The organism is Streptomyces sp. NPDC107765 (assembly GCF_055657085.1).
In genome coordinates, this window is record NZ_JBVKBL010000010.1 from 295,642 (window position 1) to 311,490 (window position 15,849).

The window sequence follows — 15,849 nt, forward strand, 5'->3', positions numbered from 1 at the left end:
GGCGAAGGGGAGCAGGATGGGACACTGACGCGGCACTGAGTGCCGTAATGAGGCCCTATGGCCGACCCCGAGTGCACAACGAAGGTCCAAATGGGGGAAGGTATAGGCAGTCAGGGCACCTCGAAGAAGAGGCACAACGTCGGTGAGGGATGACGTGAGCGACAACTCTGTAGTACTGCGTTACGGGGACGGCGAATACAGCTACCCGGTCGTCGACAGCACTGTCGGCGACAAGGGCTTCGATATCTCGAAGCTGCGCGCCCAGACCGGTCTGGTGACCCTGGATTCCGGTTACGGCAACACCGCGGCATACAAATCCGCGATCACCTATCTCGATGGTGAGCAGGGAATTCTTCGTTACCGCGGGTATCCGATCGAGCAGCTCGCAGAGCGCAGCACGTTCGTCGAGACCGCGTACCTCCTGATCAACGGTGAGCTGCCCACCGTCGACCAGCTGTCGGCCTTCAAGCAGGACATCACCTACCACACCCTGCTCCACGAGGACGTCAAGCGCTTCTACGACGGCTTCCCCCGGGACGCGCACCCGATGGCGATGCTGTCCTCGGTGGTCAGCGCGCTGTCGACCTTCTACCAGGACAGCCACAACCCGTTCGACGAGCAGCAGCGCCACATCTCCACGATCCGGCTGCTGGCCAAGCTCCCGACGATCGCGGCCTACGCCTACAAGAAGTCGGTCGGCCACCCGGTCGTCTACCCGAGCAACAACCTCGGCTACGTCGAGAACTTCCTGCGGATGACCTTCTCGGTGCCCGCCGCCGACTACGAGCTGGACCCGGTCGTCGTCAGCGCCCTGGACAAGCTGCTGATCCTGCACGCCGACCACGAGCAGAACTGCTCGACCTCCACGGTCCGCCTGGTCGGCTCCTCGCAGGCGAACCTCTTCGCCTCGATCTCCGCCGGCATCAACGCCCTGTGGGGCCCCCTGCACGGCGGCGCCAACCAGTCCGTGCTGGAGATGCTGGAGCGCATCCGGCGCGACGGCGGCGACGTCGACGCCTTCATCCGCAAGGTGAAGAACAAGGAAGACGGCGTGAAGCTCATGGGCTTCGGGCACCGCGTCTACAAGAACTTCGACCCCCGGGCGAAGATCATCAAGGCGGCGGCGCACGACGTCCTCTCCGCGCTCGGCAAGTCCGACGAGCTGCTGGACATCGCCCTCAAGCTGGAGGAGCACGCGCTCTCCGACGACTACTTCGTCTCGCGCAAGCTCTACCCCAACGTGGACTTCTACACCGGCCTGATCTACCGGGCGATGGGCTTCCCGACCGAGATGTTCACGGTGCTCTTCGCGCTCGGCCGGCTCCCCGGCTGGATCGCCCAGTGGCACGAGATGATCAAGGAGCCGGGCTCCCGCATCGGCCGCCCGCGCCAGATCTACACCGGCGTCATCGAGCGCGACTTCGTCCCGGTCGAGCAGCGCTGACACCTGCGCCTGCTCCGGGCGGCCCGGGCGAACCGAGCCCCAAAAAAGCGAGAAGCGCCCCGCCTCCGGATCCCCCCACGGGTCCAGAGTGCGGGGCGCCTCCCTTGTCCCGGTTGGATTCCCCCCACGGGATCCGTCCGGGCGTTCCGGGTTGCACCGCGCTCCGCCGGGACGCGCACATCGGGAGGGCCGCTCAAAGCTCCCCGGGCACGTCGCCCCGGCCACGCGTAGCCGTGGCACGGTCCCCCAAGACCGACACGGCTGTGCAGTGCAAGCCCCGCCGGGGTGCCTGCACTGCCCGGTTAGACTCACGACCCCCCTCAATGGTTACGTTCCTCTGAGTGTGATCTGGGTCTCTTGCCATATGGGGGCGAATACGGTCAAGGCCCTCGATCTGAAGATCGGGGCCCTGGGGTATGGGTGTTGCGTCCCGGAGTGTGGACGTTGTGGCAACTGTGGGGATTATGTGAAGATTTGAATGGTTACGCGCGACGGCGCGGGCCGCACCCCGCAGGGCGGCGACCCGCACCCGTAGCCGCGGACCGGCGAACCGGAATCAGGCCGCCCGGCCCACCAGTTCGTAACCCGCCTCATCGACGGCCGCCCGCACCGCCTCCTCGTCCAGCGGCGCCTTCGAGGTGACCGTCACCAGCCCGGTCGCCGCGACCGCCTGCACCGCGCTCACCCCCGGAATCTCCGAGATCTCCGACGACACCGCGCCCTCGCAGTGACCGCAGGTCATGCCGGTGACCTGGTACGTCGTGGTCACCGCGGCCGCCTCGACATCGGTGGTGCCGGAGTGGCAGGAGCCTTCCGGGGTGCAGCAGGAGCTGTTCTCAGTCATGGCTTCTCCTCGTGGTGCGGATGTCCGAGCTTCTGTCCGAGCTTCGACCGGCCTTGGTCACCCTATACCCCTAGGGGGTATGGATCCAAGCAAGGGCATGCCGATTCCCGGCGGCAGCGCACCCGTCGCGTTGCCGCGCACCCCGTCACGCGTCAGCCTTGGGATACGGACTCGGAGCCGATCCGAGGAGGCGGCGCATGGCCGTACTCGCCTTCTACGCCCTGCTGGCGCTCACCACCCTGCCGCCCCTCGTCCCCAACTCCGCCCTGCTCGTCTCCGCCGGTGTCCTCGCCTCCCGGGGTGCCCTCTTCCTCCCCCTCGTCTGGCTCACCGTGGCGGGCAGCGCCCTGACCGGGGACCTGCTGATGTTCCTCGCCGCGCGCCGCTTCGGCGGACCCGTACGGGACTGGATGCGGCGCAACCCGCGCCGCCGCGCACTCCTGGACCGCACCTCCCGGCGCATCGAGCGCCACGGCGTCCCGTTCGTGATCGCCATACGGTTCCTCCCCAGCGGCCGGATCGCCGGCGCGCTGGCCTCCGGCATCCTGCGCTATCCGCTGCCCAAGTACCTCCTCGGCGCCGGCATCGCCGAGGCGACCTGGGCGGCGTACTCCGTCGGCCTCGGCTACCTCGGCACCGCCACCGCCGGCCGCCCCTTGTACGCCGCCGCCATCGGCCTGGGCGTCTCCTGTGCGGTCGCCGCCACCGCCAGCGCCCTCCAGTGGGCCGGCCACCGCCGGGCGGCCCGCCGCGCGGCTACCGCTCCCCGCCCGCCGTGCCCGCGTCCGCCGGACCGCTCGGGCCTGCCGGACCGGCCGTAGCGCGGACCTCGGCGAGCGCCACCGGCGCACCGGACCGCCGGGACCGCTCGCACGCCTCGGCCACGTACAGCGCCTCCAGCGCCTCCGCGGGCGGACACGGGTTCGCCGCCCGCCCCGCGGCCACCTCGGTGAAGACACCCAGCTCGGTGGCGTACGCCTCGTGGAAGCGCTCCATGAACGTCGCGTACGGGGCGGCCGCCCGCCGCCACGACAGCCGCGGCTCCGCGGACGGCAGCGGCGCCCGGTCGTCGAGACCCACGATCCGGGCGCCCCGCGATCCGCACACCTCCAGGCGGACGTCGTGCCCCGCGCCGTTGTAGCGGGTCGCCGTGACCGTCGCCAGGGTGTCGTCGTCGAACCGCAGCAGCGCCGCACAGGTGTCGACGTCGTCGCCGTCGGCGAAGAAGGACGCACCGCGGTTGGCCCCTTGCGCATAGACCGAGACCACCTCGCGGCCGGTGAGCCAGCGCAGCACGTCGAAGTCATGGATGGAGCAGTCCCGGAACAGCCCGCCCGAAGTGGGGAGGTACGCGGCCGGCGGCGGGCTCTGGTCGCTGGTGCAGGCGCGCAGCGTGTGCAGCCAGCCCAGCTCGCCCGAGCGCAGCGCCTCACGGGCGGCCCGGTAGCCCGCGTCGAAGCGCCGCTGGAAGCCGATCTGGACCGGTACCGGGCCCGCCTGCGCCCGCTCCACGACGCCGATCGTGCCCGCCACGTCCAGGGCCACCGGCTTCTCGCAGAAGACCGGCACGCCGGCGTCCAGTGCCTGATGGATCAGGGCCGCGTGCGCACTGGTCGCGGCGGTGATCACCACCCCGTCCAGGCCGTCCGCGTACAGCTCGCCGATGCCCGCGGCCGCGCGCACGCCCAGCGTCCTGGCCAGCGACGCGGCCCGCGCCGGGTCGGCATCCGCGACCACCAGGTCGGTGACGCCGGGAACCTGCTGAAGGGTCTTGGCGTGGAACGCGCCGATGCGCCCGGTGCCGATGAGGCCGATCTTCACTTCTCGGTCCTTCCAGGAGGTGGCGGTGCCGGCCGTTGCCGGAACGTCGGGGGAAACTCCTATTGGAACGGTCCAACGCCGGCCGTTCCGCGCACCCTGCATGTCCGGATGTCCGCATGTCAACCCTTTCCGCAGGCCGGGTGGCGGTCCGCAGGGAGACCGAAGGGCGGTCCACCGGCCGGGCGTTGACGGTCACCTGCGGCGATGGCAGGATCCCGGCACATGGAACGGTCCAACGAGCACGCCGGCGGCCCTCGGACGGCCGCCGGCCGGCCCCCCACGATCCGCGGCGTCGCCGAACGCGCCGGCGTCTCCAAATCGCTGGTCTCGCTCGTCCTGCAGGACTCACCGCGGGTCAGCGACGCCAAGCGGCGGGCCGTCCTGGACGCCATCGACGAGCTCGGCTACCGGCCCAACGCCGCCGCCCGCAGCCTCGTCGCACGCCGCACCCACACCGTCGGCGTCCTGCTGAACGACCTGCGCAACCCCTGGTTCGTCGACCTCCTCGACGGCCTGAACTCGGTCCTCCACGCCCACGGCCTGCGCATGCTGATGGCCGACGGCCGGCTCGACCGGCGCACCGGCCAGGACGTCACCCGCACCTTCCAGGAACTACGGGTCGACGGCCTCGTCGTGGTCGGCACCCTCCCCGACACCGACGGCCTCGCCGAGATCGCCGAGCGGCTGCCCACCGTCATCGCGGGCAACCACGAACCCCGGCTCCCGCACGTCGACATCGTCGCCAACGACGACGAACGCGGCGCCCGGCTCGCCACCGAGCACCTGATCTCCCTCGGCCACCGGCGGATCGCCCACATCGCCGGCCGCGGCGTGGTCGGCGCACTGCGCCGCCGCGGATTCGAGGCCGCCGTCCGCGCCCACGGACTCCACACCGCCGCCGTGGTGGAGAACGCCGACGGCACGGAGGAGGGCGGCTACCGCGCCGCCGTGCGCCTCCTCAACCCCGCCCGCCGCACCGAACGCCCCACCGCCGTCTTCGCGTTCAACGACATCTCCTGCGTCGGCGCCCTGTCCGCAGCCCAGGAACTCGGGCTGACCGTCCCCGTCGACCTCTCCCTCGTCGGCTACGACAACACCTACCTCGCCCGCATCCGCCACCTCTGGCTGACCTCGGTCAACAACGCCAGCCACGACGTCGGCCGGCGGGCCGCCCGCTGCCTCCTGGACCGCATGGCGAACCAGGACGCACCGGCCGGTACGAACCCACCGACCGGTACGAACCGGCCCGCGGGCCACCAACTCGTCGCCCCGGAACTGGAGATCAGAGGGTCCACGGCACCGCCCGGAGCGGCGTAGCACCTGCGCACGCGGTTGCTGCTCAGGGCGCGCCAGGAGCGCCCACGGCACGCCGCCGGCGTCCCCCTACGCCTGCCGCCCGGCCCGCAGGTCGCGGTCCACCGCCCGCAGCAGCACCAGCAGCATCCGGTTCAACGGCGTCGCGATGCCGTGCCGTTCGGCCGCCCGCACCACCGCGCCGGTGAGGTACTCGTGCTCCAGCGGACGGCCCGCGAGCCGGTCGTACAGCATCGACGAACCACCGTCCGGCGGCGCGTGCGCGTACAGCTCCAGCGTCCGCGCGATGTCCGCCTCACCGATGTCCGCCCCCTCCGCGCGGGCCACCGCCGCGGCCTCCCGCAGCAGATCGCGGCTGAGCGCCGCCATCTCCGGATCCGCGAAGACGCCGATCCGCTGCTGGAGCAGCGCCGTGAGGGGGTTCGCCGCGAGGTTCGTGAACAGCTTGCGCCAGACGGCCGTGGTGAAGTCCGGCACCGGATGCACCCGCAGCCCCGTACCGGCCAGCAGCGCGGCGAACCGGTCCGCCAACGGGCCGTCGGGAACGTGCAGTTCACTGGCGACGTGGTGCCTCACCCGCCCGGGCGCGATGCGCTCGGCGGAGATGTAGACCACGGTCGGCAGGATCGCGGTTCCCGGAGGAACGAGCGGCACCACCCGCGCCTCCTGGTCGAGGCCGTTCTGCAGCACCGCGACGGCGGTGTCCGGGCCGCACAGCCGTCGCAGCCAGCCCTCGGCGCTCGCGGTGTCCTGCGCCTTGGTGGTCAGCAGCACCCAGTCGACCGGCGCCACCCGCGCCGGATCGGTGACGATCCGCACCGGCGCGGTCCGGACCTCGCCGCCGCTCTCGACGGCGAGGTCACGCAACGGACTGCGGACGCACAGTGTGACGTCCAGGCCCGCCCACCGGGCGAGGGCGGCGACGTACCCGCCGATCGCACCGGCCCCGATCACCGCGACCCGCGCGGGCGCGGCGGCGGCCCGGTCCGGCGCGGCGGCGGCCTGGGGAGTGAGGGCCATACCTCGATCGTAGCCACGCGGCCGGGTGTCGCGGGGGACTTCTGCCGGCGGCCGGCCGACGTGCTCGTACCGATGGGGGTGGCTTTGCTACCGGCCGCCCCGGCCCGGCCGCTGCGCCACCCACGTTCTGACCGTGTCCGCGAACCAGTACGGTTTCCCGCCCTCCACCAGATCCGGTTCGGGCAGCAGCCCGTGCTTGCGGTACGAGCGCACGGTGTCCGGCTGCACCTGGATGTGTGCCGCGATCTCCTTGTACGACCAGAGCCTGCGGTCGGTCATCTCTGCCACCTCCTGAGCGCCGCACGCAGGGCCGGCCCGGGGTGAGCCGGCCGGGGCCGCGCACGGCCTGGTGATCACTGAGCCTGTGCCCGGACAACGACACTCGGTGACGACCGGCGAGGGGCTGTCGAACGGTTGTGACCGAAGGCCCGGCGAACTGTGACAGCCGTGACGCACGCCGTACTTCCGTGTGCGCATGTGACGCCCCGCGAGGGGTCCCCCGGTGGCCTCCTACTCGCCCGCCGCCCTCCGCAGCTCGTGCTCAAGATCCTCCAGGGCCAGCCCCTTCGTCTCCGGTGCCCAACGCCGGCAGAAGACCCACGACAGCACGCACATCGCCCCGAAGAACCAGAACGTGCTGCTCGCCCCGACCGCGTCCAGCAGCACCGGGAAGACCAGCGCCACCGCGAAGTTGACCATCCACATCACGAACACCGCGGCGCCCATGGCCAGTCCGCGCACCCTCAGCGGGAACATCTCGGCGAGCAGCAGCCACACCCCGGTGTTCAGGGTCGCCTGCATGAACGCCATGTACAGCACCATCAGGCCCAGCACCAGCACGCTGACGGCCGGCGAGTGCGGGAGGTGGAAGGAGGCTCCCAGCAGCGCGAGCGCCACCGTCATCCCCGCCAGCCCGCACAGCAGCAGGGGACGCCGGCCGACCCGGTCGATCAGGGACATCCCGATCGCCGTGGCCACCACGGAGACGGCCCCGACGGCGATCGTGGCCGTAATGGCGGCGCCGGTGCCCAGACCGGTCGAGGCAAGGATCTTCGGCGCGAAGTACACCACCGCGTTGACGCCGGTGATCTGCTGCACCGCCGCCAGCCCGATGCCGACCAGCAGCAGCCGCCGCACCCACGGCGTACGCAGCTCCCGCCAGGCGCCGCGCCGGGCGTCCGCCTCCAGACTGCGGGCGTGGTCGATCCGGGCCAGCTCGCCGGGTACGTCCTCGGCCGGCAGCGTACGGCCGAGCACCCGTGCCGCGTCCTCCCGCCGCCCCCTGCCGACGTACCAGCGCGGCGTGTCGGGCAGGAAGAACAGCCCGGCGAACAGCGCCACGGCGGGCAGCGCGGCGAGCCCCAGCATCCAGCGCCAGGCCGCCCACTGCGCCAGCACCGCGTTCAGGAGGTACGCGAGCAACTGCCCGCTGACGATCATGAGGGAGTTGAACGAGACCAGCCGGCCCCGGATGTGCACCGGCGCGATCTCGGACAGATACAGCGGGGTGATCACGGACGCGCTGCCGACGGCCAGCCCCAGCACGAACCGCGCCACCGTCATGAACGCCACCGTGGGGGAGAGCGCGACGGCCACCGCACCCCCGATGAACACCGCACCGGCCCACAGCAGCGCAGTGCGCCGGCCCAGTACATCGGACATCCGCCCGCCGATCAGCGAACCGAACGCGGCGCCGATCAACAGGGCACTGGTGATGACGCCCTCACCCAGCGACGTCAGACCGAAGTGCGCCTCCATGAAGGGCAGCGCACCGGAGATCACCCCGGTGTCGTAGCCGAACAGGGCGCCCCCGAGGGCGGCGATGGCAGCGATGCCGACGATGAAGCGCCGGGCGTTCCGGTCCCGCGCGGCAGGACGCTGACCGGCGGACACCACCTGACTGGTCGGAACGCCCATCATCCCCGCCGCGCCACGGAGGCCGCCCGTATGAGCCGGGACGGAACGGGCAGGACACGCGCGACAGGCACGGGCGCGACAGACACGAGAACGGGAGCCTTTCGGACGGGCACGGGCGCAGGTTTCGGGTGCGGGTACGGGTACGCGTACGGCTGAGGCCGACGGCTCAGCGATACATCGCCGGCCGCTCGACCAGCTCCACCGTGACGCGCTCACCGGTGGCCTGCGCACGCACCCCGGCCTCGCAGACCGCCGCCGCGGCATAGCCGTCCCAGCAACTGGGGCCCTCGACCTCGCCGCGCCGGGTCGCGTTCACCCACAGCTGCACCTGCCGGTCGTACGCGTCCTCGAAGCGCTCCACGAAACCGGGCGGAATGGCGCCGCCCCAGCGGCCGGCGGTGTTGCTGAAGACGCCGCGGTCGTCACCGATCCGGGCGGTGCCGCCCTCGCAGACCGCCTCGCAGCTGACCTGGTAGCCGAAACCGCAGTTGACGAAGATCTCGGTGTCCACGACCTGGCCGCCCGCGGTCTCGAAGAGGACCAGCTGCGGGTCGCTGAGCCCCTCGGGCGCGTTCCCGGTGGGGGCAGGGCGCAGCACGCGTACGGCGGTGATCTCGTCGTCCAGCAGCCAGCGCGTCACATCGATCTCGTGCACCACCGAGTCATTGATCATCATCGCGTTGGTGAAGCCGGGCGGCGTGTCCGCGTTCCGGTGCCGGTTGTGCAGCATCAACGGGCGCCCGTAAGTCCCTTGTGCGAGAAGGGACTTGAGGCTCCGGTAATCCGCATCGTAACGACGCATGAAGCCCACCTGTACGCGGCGGCGCCCCAGCGTCTGCTCGGCCTCCAGCACGCGCAGCGCGGACGCGGCGTCCGGTGTCAGCGGCTTCTCGCAGAGCACGGGCAGATCGCGCGCGAACGCCTCCAGCAGCGCCGCCTCGTGCGCGGGGCCGGGCGAGGCGATCAGCACGGCATCGACGGCCGGGTCGTCCATGGCGGCGGCGGGATCGGTGTACGGGGTACAGCCCTCGATGCCGTCCGCCAGATGCTTCACCCGCGCCGCGTCGATGTCCGCCACCGCCGCCACCCGGGCCCCGCTGATCACCTCATTGATCCGCCGCACATGGTCCGCCCCCATCCGCCCGGTACCGATGACCGCCACCCCGAGCGTCCCCCGGACGCCCACGCCACTCCGCCCGCTCATGCTCTCCTCCATGTCACCCTCCATACCGTCCTCAACTCCTCAAGTCCTCGATCCCGCAACGTCCGCGGTCTCTTTGCCGCTGGTTTCCTCCGCCGGCCGTCAGGCGCCGCAGGAGCGCAGGAAGCGGCGGGTGCGTTCGGCGATGGGGAACGGGCGGTCGGGCGGGCAGGGGTACATGTCCTGCTCGACGATGGCGAAGAGGTCGACGTTCAGCGCCTGCGCAGCTTCCAGGACGGGCGGCAGTGCGGGCACGCCGAGCGGCGGTTCGCACATCACGCCCTGCTGGACGGCCGGGCCGAAGGGGGTGCCCTTCGCGACGACGTCGCTGAGGATGTCCGGGTCGACCTGCTTGAGGTGCAGGTATCCGATCCGTTCGCCGTAGGTGCGGATCAGCTTGACGCTGTCGCCGCCGCAGTAGGCGTAGTGGCCGGTGTCCAGGCACAGGTTGACCAGGTCGGAGTCGGTGACGTGGAGGAAGCGCTCGACGTGCTCCTCGGTGTCGATGTGGGTGTCGGCGTGCGGGTGGACGACGATGTCGAGCCCGAACTCGTCGCGCACCCGCTTGCCCAGGCGCTCCATGCCCGTCGTCAGGTGCTTCCACTGCTCGACGGTGAGCTCGCGCGGTTCGAGTTCCTCGGCGGTCTTGTCGTCCCGCCAGAAGGACGGGATGACGACGAGGTGCCGGGCGCCCATGGCCTGGGTGAGGGTGGCGACCTCGGAGACGTGGGTCCAGGTCTTGTCCCATACGGACGGGCCGTGGTGCAGGGACGTGAAGATCGTGCCGGCCGAGACCTGGAGGTCGCGGCGGGCGACCTCGTCGCGGAGGACGGCGGGGTCGGTGGGCAGGTAGCCGTACGGGCCGAGTTCGATCCACTCGTAGCCGGCCTCGGCGACCTCGTCGAGGAAGCGGTGCCAGGGCACTTGCTGGTCGTCGTCGGGGAACCAGACTCCCCACGAGTCGGGGGCCGAACCGATGCGGAGGCGGTCCAGGACGGGCGGGGCGGCATGGCGTGCGGGCATGCTGCGGCTCTCCTCTCGCCGGTCGGCGGTGACCGGGAAGGCGCGGGGTGGGGTTGTGGGGCACAGCCTCTCTGTCGCCCCGGGGAGTGTCAAGACTTCGTCCTGACATAAGGACGTAAGGACTTGCGGGTGGGGTGGGCTGCCGGGTTGTCGGGCGGGGTGCTTGGTCGGGGCTGAGGGTTTGGCTTTGACGTCAGAATGTAAGGACAAACTGTTGACAGGGTCTGAGGGTCACCGTTAGACCTTTCCTCGGACGGGAGGGCAGAACCCGGTCCTGCTGAGGGGAAACCGTGAGATGCCGGATGTGGCGCGCTGACCTGGAGGGGCGGGTATGACCGAGTCGTACGACCTGATCACGATGGGCCGGATCGGGGTGGACCTCTATCCGCTGGAGACCGGTGTGTCGTTGGCGCGGGTGGAGACCTTCGGGAAGTTCCTGGGGGGCTCGGCCGCGAACGTCGCGGTGGCGGCCGCCCGGCTCGGGCGGCGCAGCGCGGTCATCAGCCGGACCGGCAAGGACCCGTTCGGGGAGTTCCTGCACCGGGCGCTGCGGGAGTTCGGGGTGGACGACCGGTGGGTGACGCCGGTCGCGGCCTATCCGACCCCGGTGACCTTCTGCGAGATCTTCCCGCCGGACGACTTCCCCCTGTACTTCTACCGGCGTCCGAAGGCCCCGGACCTCGTCATCCACCCGGAGGAGCTGGACCGTGACGCGATCGCCGCCGCGCGGATCTTCTGGGTCACCGGTACGGGACTGTGTGAGGAGCCGAGCCGCAGCGCCACCCTGGCCGCGCTGGAGGCCCGCGCCACGTGCGGGCCGACCGTCTTCGACCTCGACTGGCGGCCGATGTTCTGGGGCGGTGAGGGGGGCGCCTCCGGGGACGGCGGGACGACCGGCGCCGCGGCGCGGGCCGTCGCCCGGCCGTATTACGAGGCCGCGCTGCGGCACGCCACCGTGGCGGTCGGGAATGTGGACGAGGCCGAGGTCGCCACCGGGCTGCGCGATCCCAAGGCGTGTGCGCAGGCGCTGCTGGACATGGGCGTCGAGCTGGCCGTCGTCAAACAGGGGCCCAAGGGGGTGTTGGCCGTGCACCGGGACGGCCGGGTCGCCGAGGTGCCGCCCACCCCCGTCGAGGTCGTCAACGGGCTCGGTGCCGGGGACTCGTTCGGCGGGGCGCTGTGCCACGGCCTGCTCTCCGGCTGGGAGCTGGAGCCGATGATGCGGTACGCGAACGCGGCCGGGGCGATCGTTGCCTCCCGGCTCGCCTGTTCCTCCGCGATGCCCACGCGGGAGGAGGTCGAGGAGTTCCTCGCCCGCCGGTAGCCCCGGCGGCCCGGTCAGAAGTCCTCGCCCCCCTCACCCCCTCGCCCGCCCCCGCGGTCGGCCCGCCCCACCCCACCCCGCTCCACCCCACCCCGCCCCCAGAAGGTGAGTTGACCCTTGTCCCCTCGGATCAGTGATCTCGCGACGTTGCGGGCGCGGCAGCCCGGAGCGGTGGCGGAGGCCGCCGCCCGCCGTACCCGTCGGCCGCTCATCGGTGACAGCGGGCGGCTGATGATCGTGGCCGCGGACCACCCGGCCCGCGGCGCGCTCGCCGTGGGTGACCGGCGGCTGGCCATGGCCAATCGCTTGGACCTGCTCGAACGTCTGGTGCTCGCGCTGTCGCGGCCGGGGGTGGACGGGGTGCTGGCCACCGCGGACATCCTGGAGGACCTGCTGCTGCTCGGTGCCCTGGAGGGCAAGGTGGTGATGGGCTCGATGAACCGCGGCGGGATCGCCGGCGCGTCGTTCGAGATGGACGACCGGTTCACCGGGCACCGGCCGCAGGATCTGGCCCGGCTCCGGTTCGACGCGGGGAAGCTGCTGCTCCGCATCGACTACGACGATCCCGGGTCGCTGACCACGTTGGAGGCCACCGCCCGCGCCATCGACGCGATGGCCGAGCGGGAACTGCCCGTGTTCGTCGAGCCGTTCCTGTCGTCCCGAATAGACGGCAGGGTCCGCAACGACCTCGGCCCGGAGGCGGTCATCCGCTCCGTCGCCATCGCCTCCGGCCTCGGCGGCACCTCCGCGTACACCTGGCTGAAGCTGCCGGTCACCGACGACCCGGAGGCGATGGCGCGGGTCTGTGAGGCCACCACGCTGCCGACCGTGCTGCTCGGCGGCGACATCGGCTCGACCGTGCGGGAGCAGGAGGCCGCGTACGAGAAGTGGGCCAAGGCGCTGCGGCTGCCGACGGTGCAGGGCCTGGTCGTCGGACGGTCGCTGCTCTATCCGGCCGACGGTGATGTCGCGACCGCCGTGGACACCGCCGTCGGCCTGCTGTAAACGCCGCGATATCCGCAGGAGACTTGAGACATGAGTGCTGAATTCCCCCCGACCGCGCGGGGCAGGACCCGTCCCGAGGGCCGTACCGCCTCCGGGGTCCGTCCCGAGGACGCGCGCCGCCCCCTTGCCGATCTCCACCTCAAAGCCGGCGACGCCGCGCGCGGGCCGTACGCCGTGGACATCGACCCGGAGCGGGCCGGCTGGGGGTATTCCGCGTTGCGGGTCCTGGAGCTGGCGCCCGGGGGCCACCACGCGTTCGACACCCAGGACAGCGAGTGGATCGTGCTGCCGTTGTCCGGCGGGTGCACGGTCGTGGTGGACGGCGGTGAAGAGTTCGAACTGCTCGGCCGGGACGACGTGTTCAGCGGGGTCACGGACTTCGCGTACGTGCCCAGGGACGCGCACGTGGGCATCGCGAGCGACGCCGGCGGGCGGTTCGCGCTGACCGGTGCCCGCTGCGAGCTGACGCTGCCGGCCCGTTACGGTGCCGCCTCCGAGGTGCAGGTGGAGCTGCGCGGCCGCGGGAACTGCTCGCGGCAGGTGAACAACTTCGCCGCGGCCGGCACGTTCGAGTGCGACCGGCTGATCGCGGTGGAGGTGCTCACCCCGGGCGGCAACTGGTCGTCGTACCCGCCGCACAAGCACGACGAGTGCCGCCCGGGCGTGGAGTCCGAGCTGGAGGAGATCTACTACTTCGAGATCGCGTCCGCGCGCGGTACGGAGGGCGTCGGTTACCAGCGCGTCAGCCCGTCCGGGCACGGCCGCGGTACGGATGTGCTCGCCGAGGTGCGGGGCGGCGACGCGGTGCTGATCCCGGACGGCTGGCACGGGCCGTCGATCGCGACGCCCGGCCACGCCATGTACTACCTCAACGTCATGGCCGGCCCGGGGGCGGAGCGGGAGTGGCTGATCTGCGACCACCCCGAGCACGGCTGGATCCGTGACACCTGGCCCGACCAGCCCGTCGACCCCCGCCTTCCGCTCTACGACGCGCCCGTAGGAGACGTCTGATGAACGCCGCCCCGACGACCCGCCGCCTGACCGTCGCGCAGGCCCTGGTCGAGTTCCTCGCCCACCAGTACACCGAGCGGGACGGCCGGCGGCAGCGGCTGATCGCTGCCTGCTGGGGCATCTTCGGCCACGGCAATGTCGCCGGTGTCGGCCAGGCACTGCTGGAGTCCGGTACGGCCCTGCCGTATCTGCAGGGCCGTAACGAGCAGGCCATGGTGCATGCCGCGGTCGGGTACGCCCGGCAGTGCGACCGGCTGTCCGCGCACGCCGTGACCACGTCCATCGGTCCGGGTGCGACGAACCTGGTCACGGGCGCGGCGCTGGCCACCGTGAACCGTCTGCCGGTGCTGCTGCTGCCGGGGGACACCTTCGCCACCCGGCCCGCGGAGCCGGTGCTGCAGCAGCTGGAGGTGCCGTACGCCGGTGATGTGTCGGTCAATGACGCGCTGCGTCCGGTGTCGCGGTATTTCGACCGGGTGACCCGGCCGGAGGCGCTGATCCCGGCGGCGATGCAGGCGATGCGGGTGCTGGCCGATCCGGTGGACACCGGGGCGGTCACGCTGGCGCTGCCGCAGGACGTGCAGGCGGAGGCGTACGACTGGCCGGAGGAGTTCTTCGCCGACCGGGTGTGGCGGGTGCCGCGGCCGGCCCCGGACGCCGCCGCGCTGGCGGAGGCGGTGCGGGCGGTCCGCGGGGCCCGCCGGCCGTTGGTGATCGCGGGTGGCGGGGTGCACCACTCGGAGGCGGAGGAGGCGCTGCGGGCGTTCGCCGACGCGACCGGGATCCCGGTGGCGTCGACCCAGGCCGGGAAGGGGTCGCTGCGCCATGACCATCCGTGCGACGTGGGCGGTATCGGGCACACCGGTACGGCGACGGCGGATGCGCTGGCCCGTGAGGCGGATCTGGTGATCGGCGTGGGCACCCGCTACACGGACTTCACGACCGCGTCGGCGACGCTGTTCGCGGAGCCGGGCGTGCGGTTCGTCAACCTCAACATCGCCGCGTTCGACTCCCACAAGCTGGGCGCGCTGTCGCTGGTGGCCGATGCGCGGGCGGGCCTCGCGGCGCTGACGGACGCGCTGGCCGGGCACCGGGTGGAGAAGGAGTACGAGGCGGCGTACGCGGCGGCGAAGGAGGAGTGGGAGCGGCGGGTGGACGCGGCGTACGGTGCCGCGGACGCGTCGGCGCGGCCGTCCCAGACGCAGGTGCTGGGGGCGCTGGACGCGCTGGTGGACGAGTCCGACATCGTGATCAACGCGGCCGGGTCGCTGCCCGGTGATCTGCACAAGCTGTGGCGGGCCCGGTCCCGCCGGCAGTACCACCTGGAGTACGGGTACTCCTGCATGGGCTACGAGATCCCGGCGGCGATCGGGGTGCGGCTGGCCGCGCCGGACCGCCCGGTGTGGGCGCTGGTCGGCGACGGCACGTATCTGATGAATCCGACCGAGATCGTCACCGCGGTGCAGGAGGGCATCACCTTCACGATCGTGCTGATCCAGAACCACGGGTACGCGTCGATCGGCGGGCTGTCCGAGGCGACCGGCGGGGAGCGGTTCGGGACGGCGTACCGCTTCCGGGCCGGGGACGGTACGTACACGGGGGCGCCGCTGCCGGTGGATCTGGCCGCGAACGCCGCCTCGCTCGGGATGCGGGTGATCCGGGCCGCGACGGTCGGTGAGCTGCGGGCGGCGCTGGCCGAGGCGCGTGGCGCGAACCGGCCCACATGTGTCTATGTCGAGACCGAAACGGCTGACACTGTGCCGGGCGCGCCGGAGGCGCAGGCCTGGTGGGATGTTCCCGTTGCCGAGATCGCGACGCGTCCGGCGGCGGTCGCCGCGCGTGCGGCGTACGACCGGCAGGCCGCCGGGCGCCGCCGCCACCTCTGACCCACGTTCCCCACATCGTCAAGCGAAGTCGTCACCCCA

General features: G+C 71.8%; 14 protein-coding genes. 7 read left to right on the forward strand and 7 right to left on the reverse strand.

Annotated elements, in window-relative coordinates; genetic code table 11:
- The first annotated feature begins 154 nt into the window (after positions 1–154).
- On the forward strand, positions 155–1,444 hold the full coding sequence (locus tag ACZ7MX_RS24880) for a citrate synthase (RefSeq protein ID WP_472135437.1): 1,290 nt from the start codon (positions 155–157) through the stop codon (positions 1,442–1,444).
- Between the two features lie 556 nt (positions 1,445–2,000).
- Here ACZ7MX_RS24880 and ACZ7MX_RS24885 read toward each other — a convergent pair.
- On the reverse strand, positions 2,001–2,288 hold the full coding sequence (locus tag ACZ7MX_RS24885) for a heavy-metal-associated domain-containing protein (RefSeq protein WP_472135438.1): 288 nt from the start codon (positions 2,286–2,288) through the stop codon (positions 2,001–2,003).
- A 197-nt stretch (positions 2,289–2,485) separates the two neighbouring features.
- Between ACZ7MX_RS24885 and ACZ7MX_RS24890 the strand changes: the two genes are divergently transcribed.
- A complete protein-coding gene (locus ACZ7MX_RS24890) occupies positions 2,486–3,109 on the forward strand; it encodes a DedA family protein (RefSeq protein ID WP_472135439.1) in 624 nt (207 codons plus the stop codon).
- Here the strand turns inward: ACZ7MX_RS24890 and ACZ7MX_RS24895 are convergent.
- Positions 3,045–4,109 carry a Gfo/Idh/MocA family protein gene (locus ACZ7MX_RS24895; protein ID WP_472135440.1) on the reverse strand — a complete coding sequence of 355 codons (1,065 nt, stop codon included), beginning with the start codon at positions 4,107–4,109 and terminating at the stop codon, positions 3,045–3,047. The genes ACZ7MX_RS24890 and ACZ7MX_RS24895 overlap by 65 nt on opposite strands.
- Before the next feature lie 222 nt (positions 4,110–4,331).
- On the opposite strand from ACZ7MX_RS24895, the gene ACZ7MX_RS24900 reads away from it, so the two are divergent.
- Complete coding sequence (locus ACZ7MX_RS24900; RefSeq protein ID WP_472135441.1) at positions 4,332–5,426, forward strand: LacI family DNA-binding transcriptional regulator; 1,095 nt, start codon at positions 4,332–4,334, stop codon at positions 5,424–5,426.
- A gap of 66 nt (positions 5,427–5,492) precedes the next feature.
- On the opposite strand, the gene ACZ7MX_RS24905 is transcribed toward ACZ7MX_RS24900, so the two are convergent.
- The 5 genes from ACZ7MX_RS24905 to ACZ7MX_RS24925 all read right to left on the reverse strand — a co-directional run bounded on the left by ACZ7MX_RS24905 (position 5,493) and on the right by ACZ7MX_RS24925 (position 10,584).
- Entirely contained in the window at positions 5,493–6,443 is a 951-nt protein-coding gene (locus ACZ7MX_RS24905) for a 2-dehydropantoate 2-reductase (protein WP_472135442.1), read from the reverse strand.
- Between the two features lie 87 nt (positions 6,444–6,530).
- Positions 6,531–6,722, reverse strand: coding sequence for a helix-turn-helix transcriptional regulator (locus ACZ7MX_RS24910; RefSeq protein WP_030415392.1), 192 nt, complete (start codon positions 6,720–6,722; stop codon positions 6,531–6,533).
- 231 nt (positions 6,723–6,953) lie between these two features.
- Entirely contained in the window at positions 6,954–8,360 is a 1,407-nt protein-coding gene (locus ACZ7MX_RS24915) for a sugar porter family MFS transporter (protein ID WP_472135481.1), read from the reverse strand.
- A 166-nt stretch (positions 8,361–8,526) separates the two neighbouring features.
- Positions 8,527–9,564: a Gfo/Idh/MocA family protein gene (locus tag ACZ7MX_RS24920; protein WP_472135443.1), complete on the reverse strand. Its 1,038-nt coding sequence runs from the start codon at positions 9,562–9,564 to the stop codon at positions 8,527–8,529.
- A gap of 99 nt (positions 9,565–9,663) precedes the next feature.
- Positions 9,664–10,584, reverse strand: a complete 921-nt coding sequence (locus ACZ7MX_RS24925) for a sugar phosphate isomerase/epimerase family protein (protein ID WP_472135444.1) — start codon at positions 10,582–10,584, stop codon at positions 9,664–9,666.
- Between the two features lie 331 nt (positions 10,585–10,915).
- Here ACZ7MX_RS24925 and iolC point away from each other — a divergent pair, with 331 nt between their 5' ends.
- The 4 genes from iolC to iolD all read left to right on the forward strand — a co-directional run bounded on the left by iolC (position 10,916) and on the right by iolD (position 15,810).
- Positions 10,916–11,908 carry a 5-dehydro-2-deoxygluconokinase gene (iolC, locus tag ACZ7MX_RS24930; RefSeq protein WP_472135445.1) on the forward strand — a complete coding sequence of 331 codons (993 nt, stop codon included), beginning with the start codon at positions 10,916–10,918 and terminating at the stop codon, positions 11,906–11,908.
- A gap of 117 nt (positions 11,909–12,025) precedes the next feature.
- Positions 12,026–12,913 (forward strand): Cgl0159 family (beta/alpha)8-fold protein, encoded by an 888-nt coding sequence (locus tag ACZ7MX_RS24935; protein ID WP_472135446.1) that lies wholly within the window; start codon positions 12,026–12,028, stop codon positions 12,911–12,913.
- 30 nt (positions 12,914–12,943) lie between these two features.
- Positions 12,944–13,924, forward strand: a complete 981-nt coding sequence (iolB, locus tag ACZ7MX_RS24940) for a 5-deoxy-glucuronate isomerase (protein ID WP_472135447.1) — start codon at positions 12,944–12,946, stop codon at positions 13,922–13,924.
- Entirely contained in the window at positions 13,924–15,810 is a 1,887-nt protein-coding gene (gene iolD, locus ACZ7MX_RS24945; RefSeq protein WP_472135448.1) for a 3D-(3,5/4)-trihydroxycyclohexane-1,2-dione acylhydrolase (decyclizing), read from the forward strand. Before iolB ends, iolD begins: the two co-directional genes overlap by 1 nt.
- The last annotated feature ends 39 nt before the right edge of the window (positions 15,811–15,849 follow it).

Excerpts from the sequence above, each read along its gene's own strand:
- ACZ7MX_RS24885 (WP_472135438.1), bottom strand. The coding sequence starts at position 2,288 with ATGACTGAGAACAGCTCCTGCTGCACCCCGGAAGGCTCCTGCCACTCC.
- ACZ7MX_RS24890 (WP_472135439.1), top strand. The coding sequence starts at position 2,486 with ATGGCCGTACTCGCCTTCTACGCCCTGCTGGCGCTCACCACCCTGCCG.
- ACZ7MX_RS24900 (WP_472135441.1), top strand. The coding sequence starts at position 4,332 with ATGGAACGGTCCAACGAGCACGCCGGCGGCCCTCGGACGGCCGCCGGC.
- ACZ7MX_RS24905 (WP_472135442.1), bottom strand. The coding sequence starts at position 6,443 with ATGGCCCTCACTCCCCAGGCCGCCGCCGCGCCGGACCGGGCCGCCGCC.
- ACZ7MX_RS24910 (WP_030415392.1), bottom strand. The coding sequence starts at position 6,722 with ATGACCGACCGCAGGCTCTGGTCGTACAAGGAGATCGCGGCACACATC.
- ACZ7MX_RS24915 (WP_472135481.1), bottom strand. The coding sequence starts at position 8,360 with ATGGGCGTTCCGACCAGTCAGGTGGTGTCCGCCGGTCAGCGTCCTGCC.
- ACZ7MX_RS24920 (WP_472135443.1), bottom strand. The coding sequence starts at position 9,564 with ATGAGCGGGCGGAGTGGCGTGGGCGTCCGGGGGACGCTCGGGGTGGCG.
- ACZ7MX_RS24925 (WP_472135444.1), bottom strand. The coding sequence starts at position 10,584 with ATGCCCGCACGCCATGCCGCCCCGCCCGTCCTGGACCGCCTCCGCATC.
- iolC (WP_472135445.1), top strand. The coding sequence starts at position 10,916 with ATGACCGAGTCGTACGACCTGATCACGATGGGCCGGATCGGGGTGGAC.
- iolB (WP_472135447.1), top strand. The coding sequence starts at position 12,944 with ATGAGTGCTGAATTCCCCCCGACCGCGCGGGGCAGGACCCGTCCCGAG.
- iolD (WP_472135448.1), top strand. The coding sequence starts at position 13,924 with ATGAACGCCGCCCCGACGACCCGCCGCCTGACCGTCGCGCAGGCCCTG.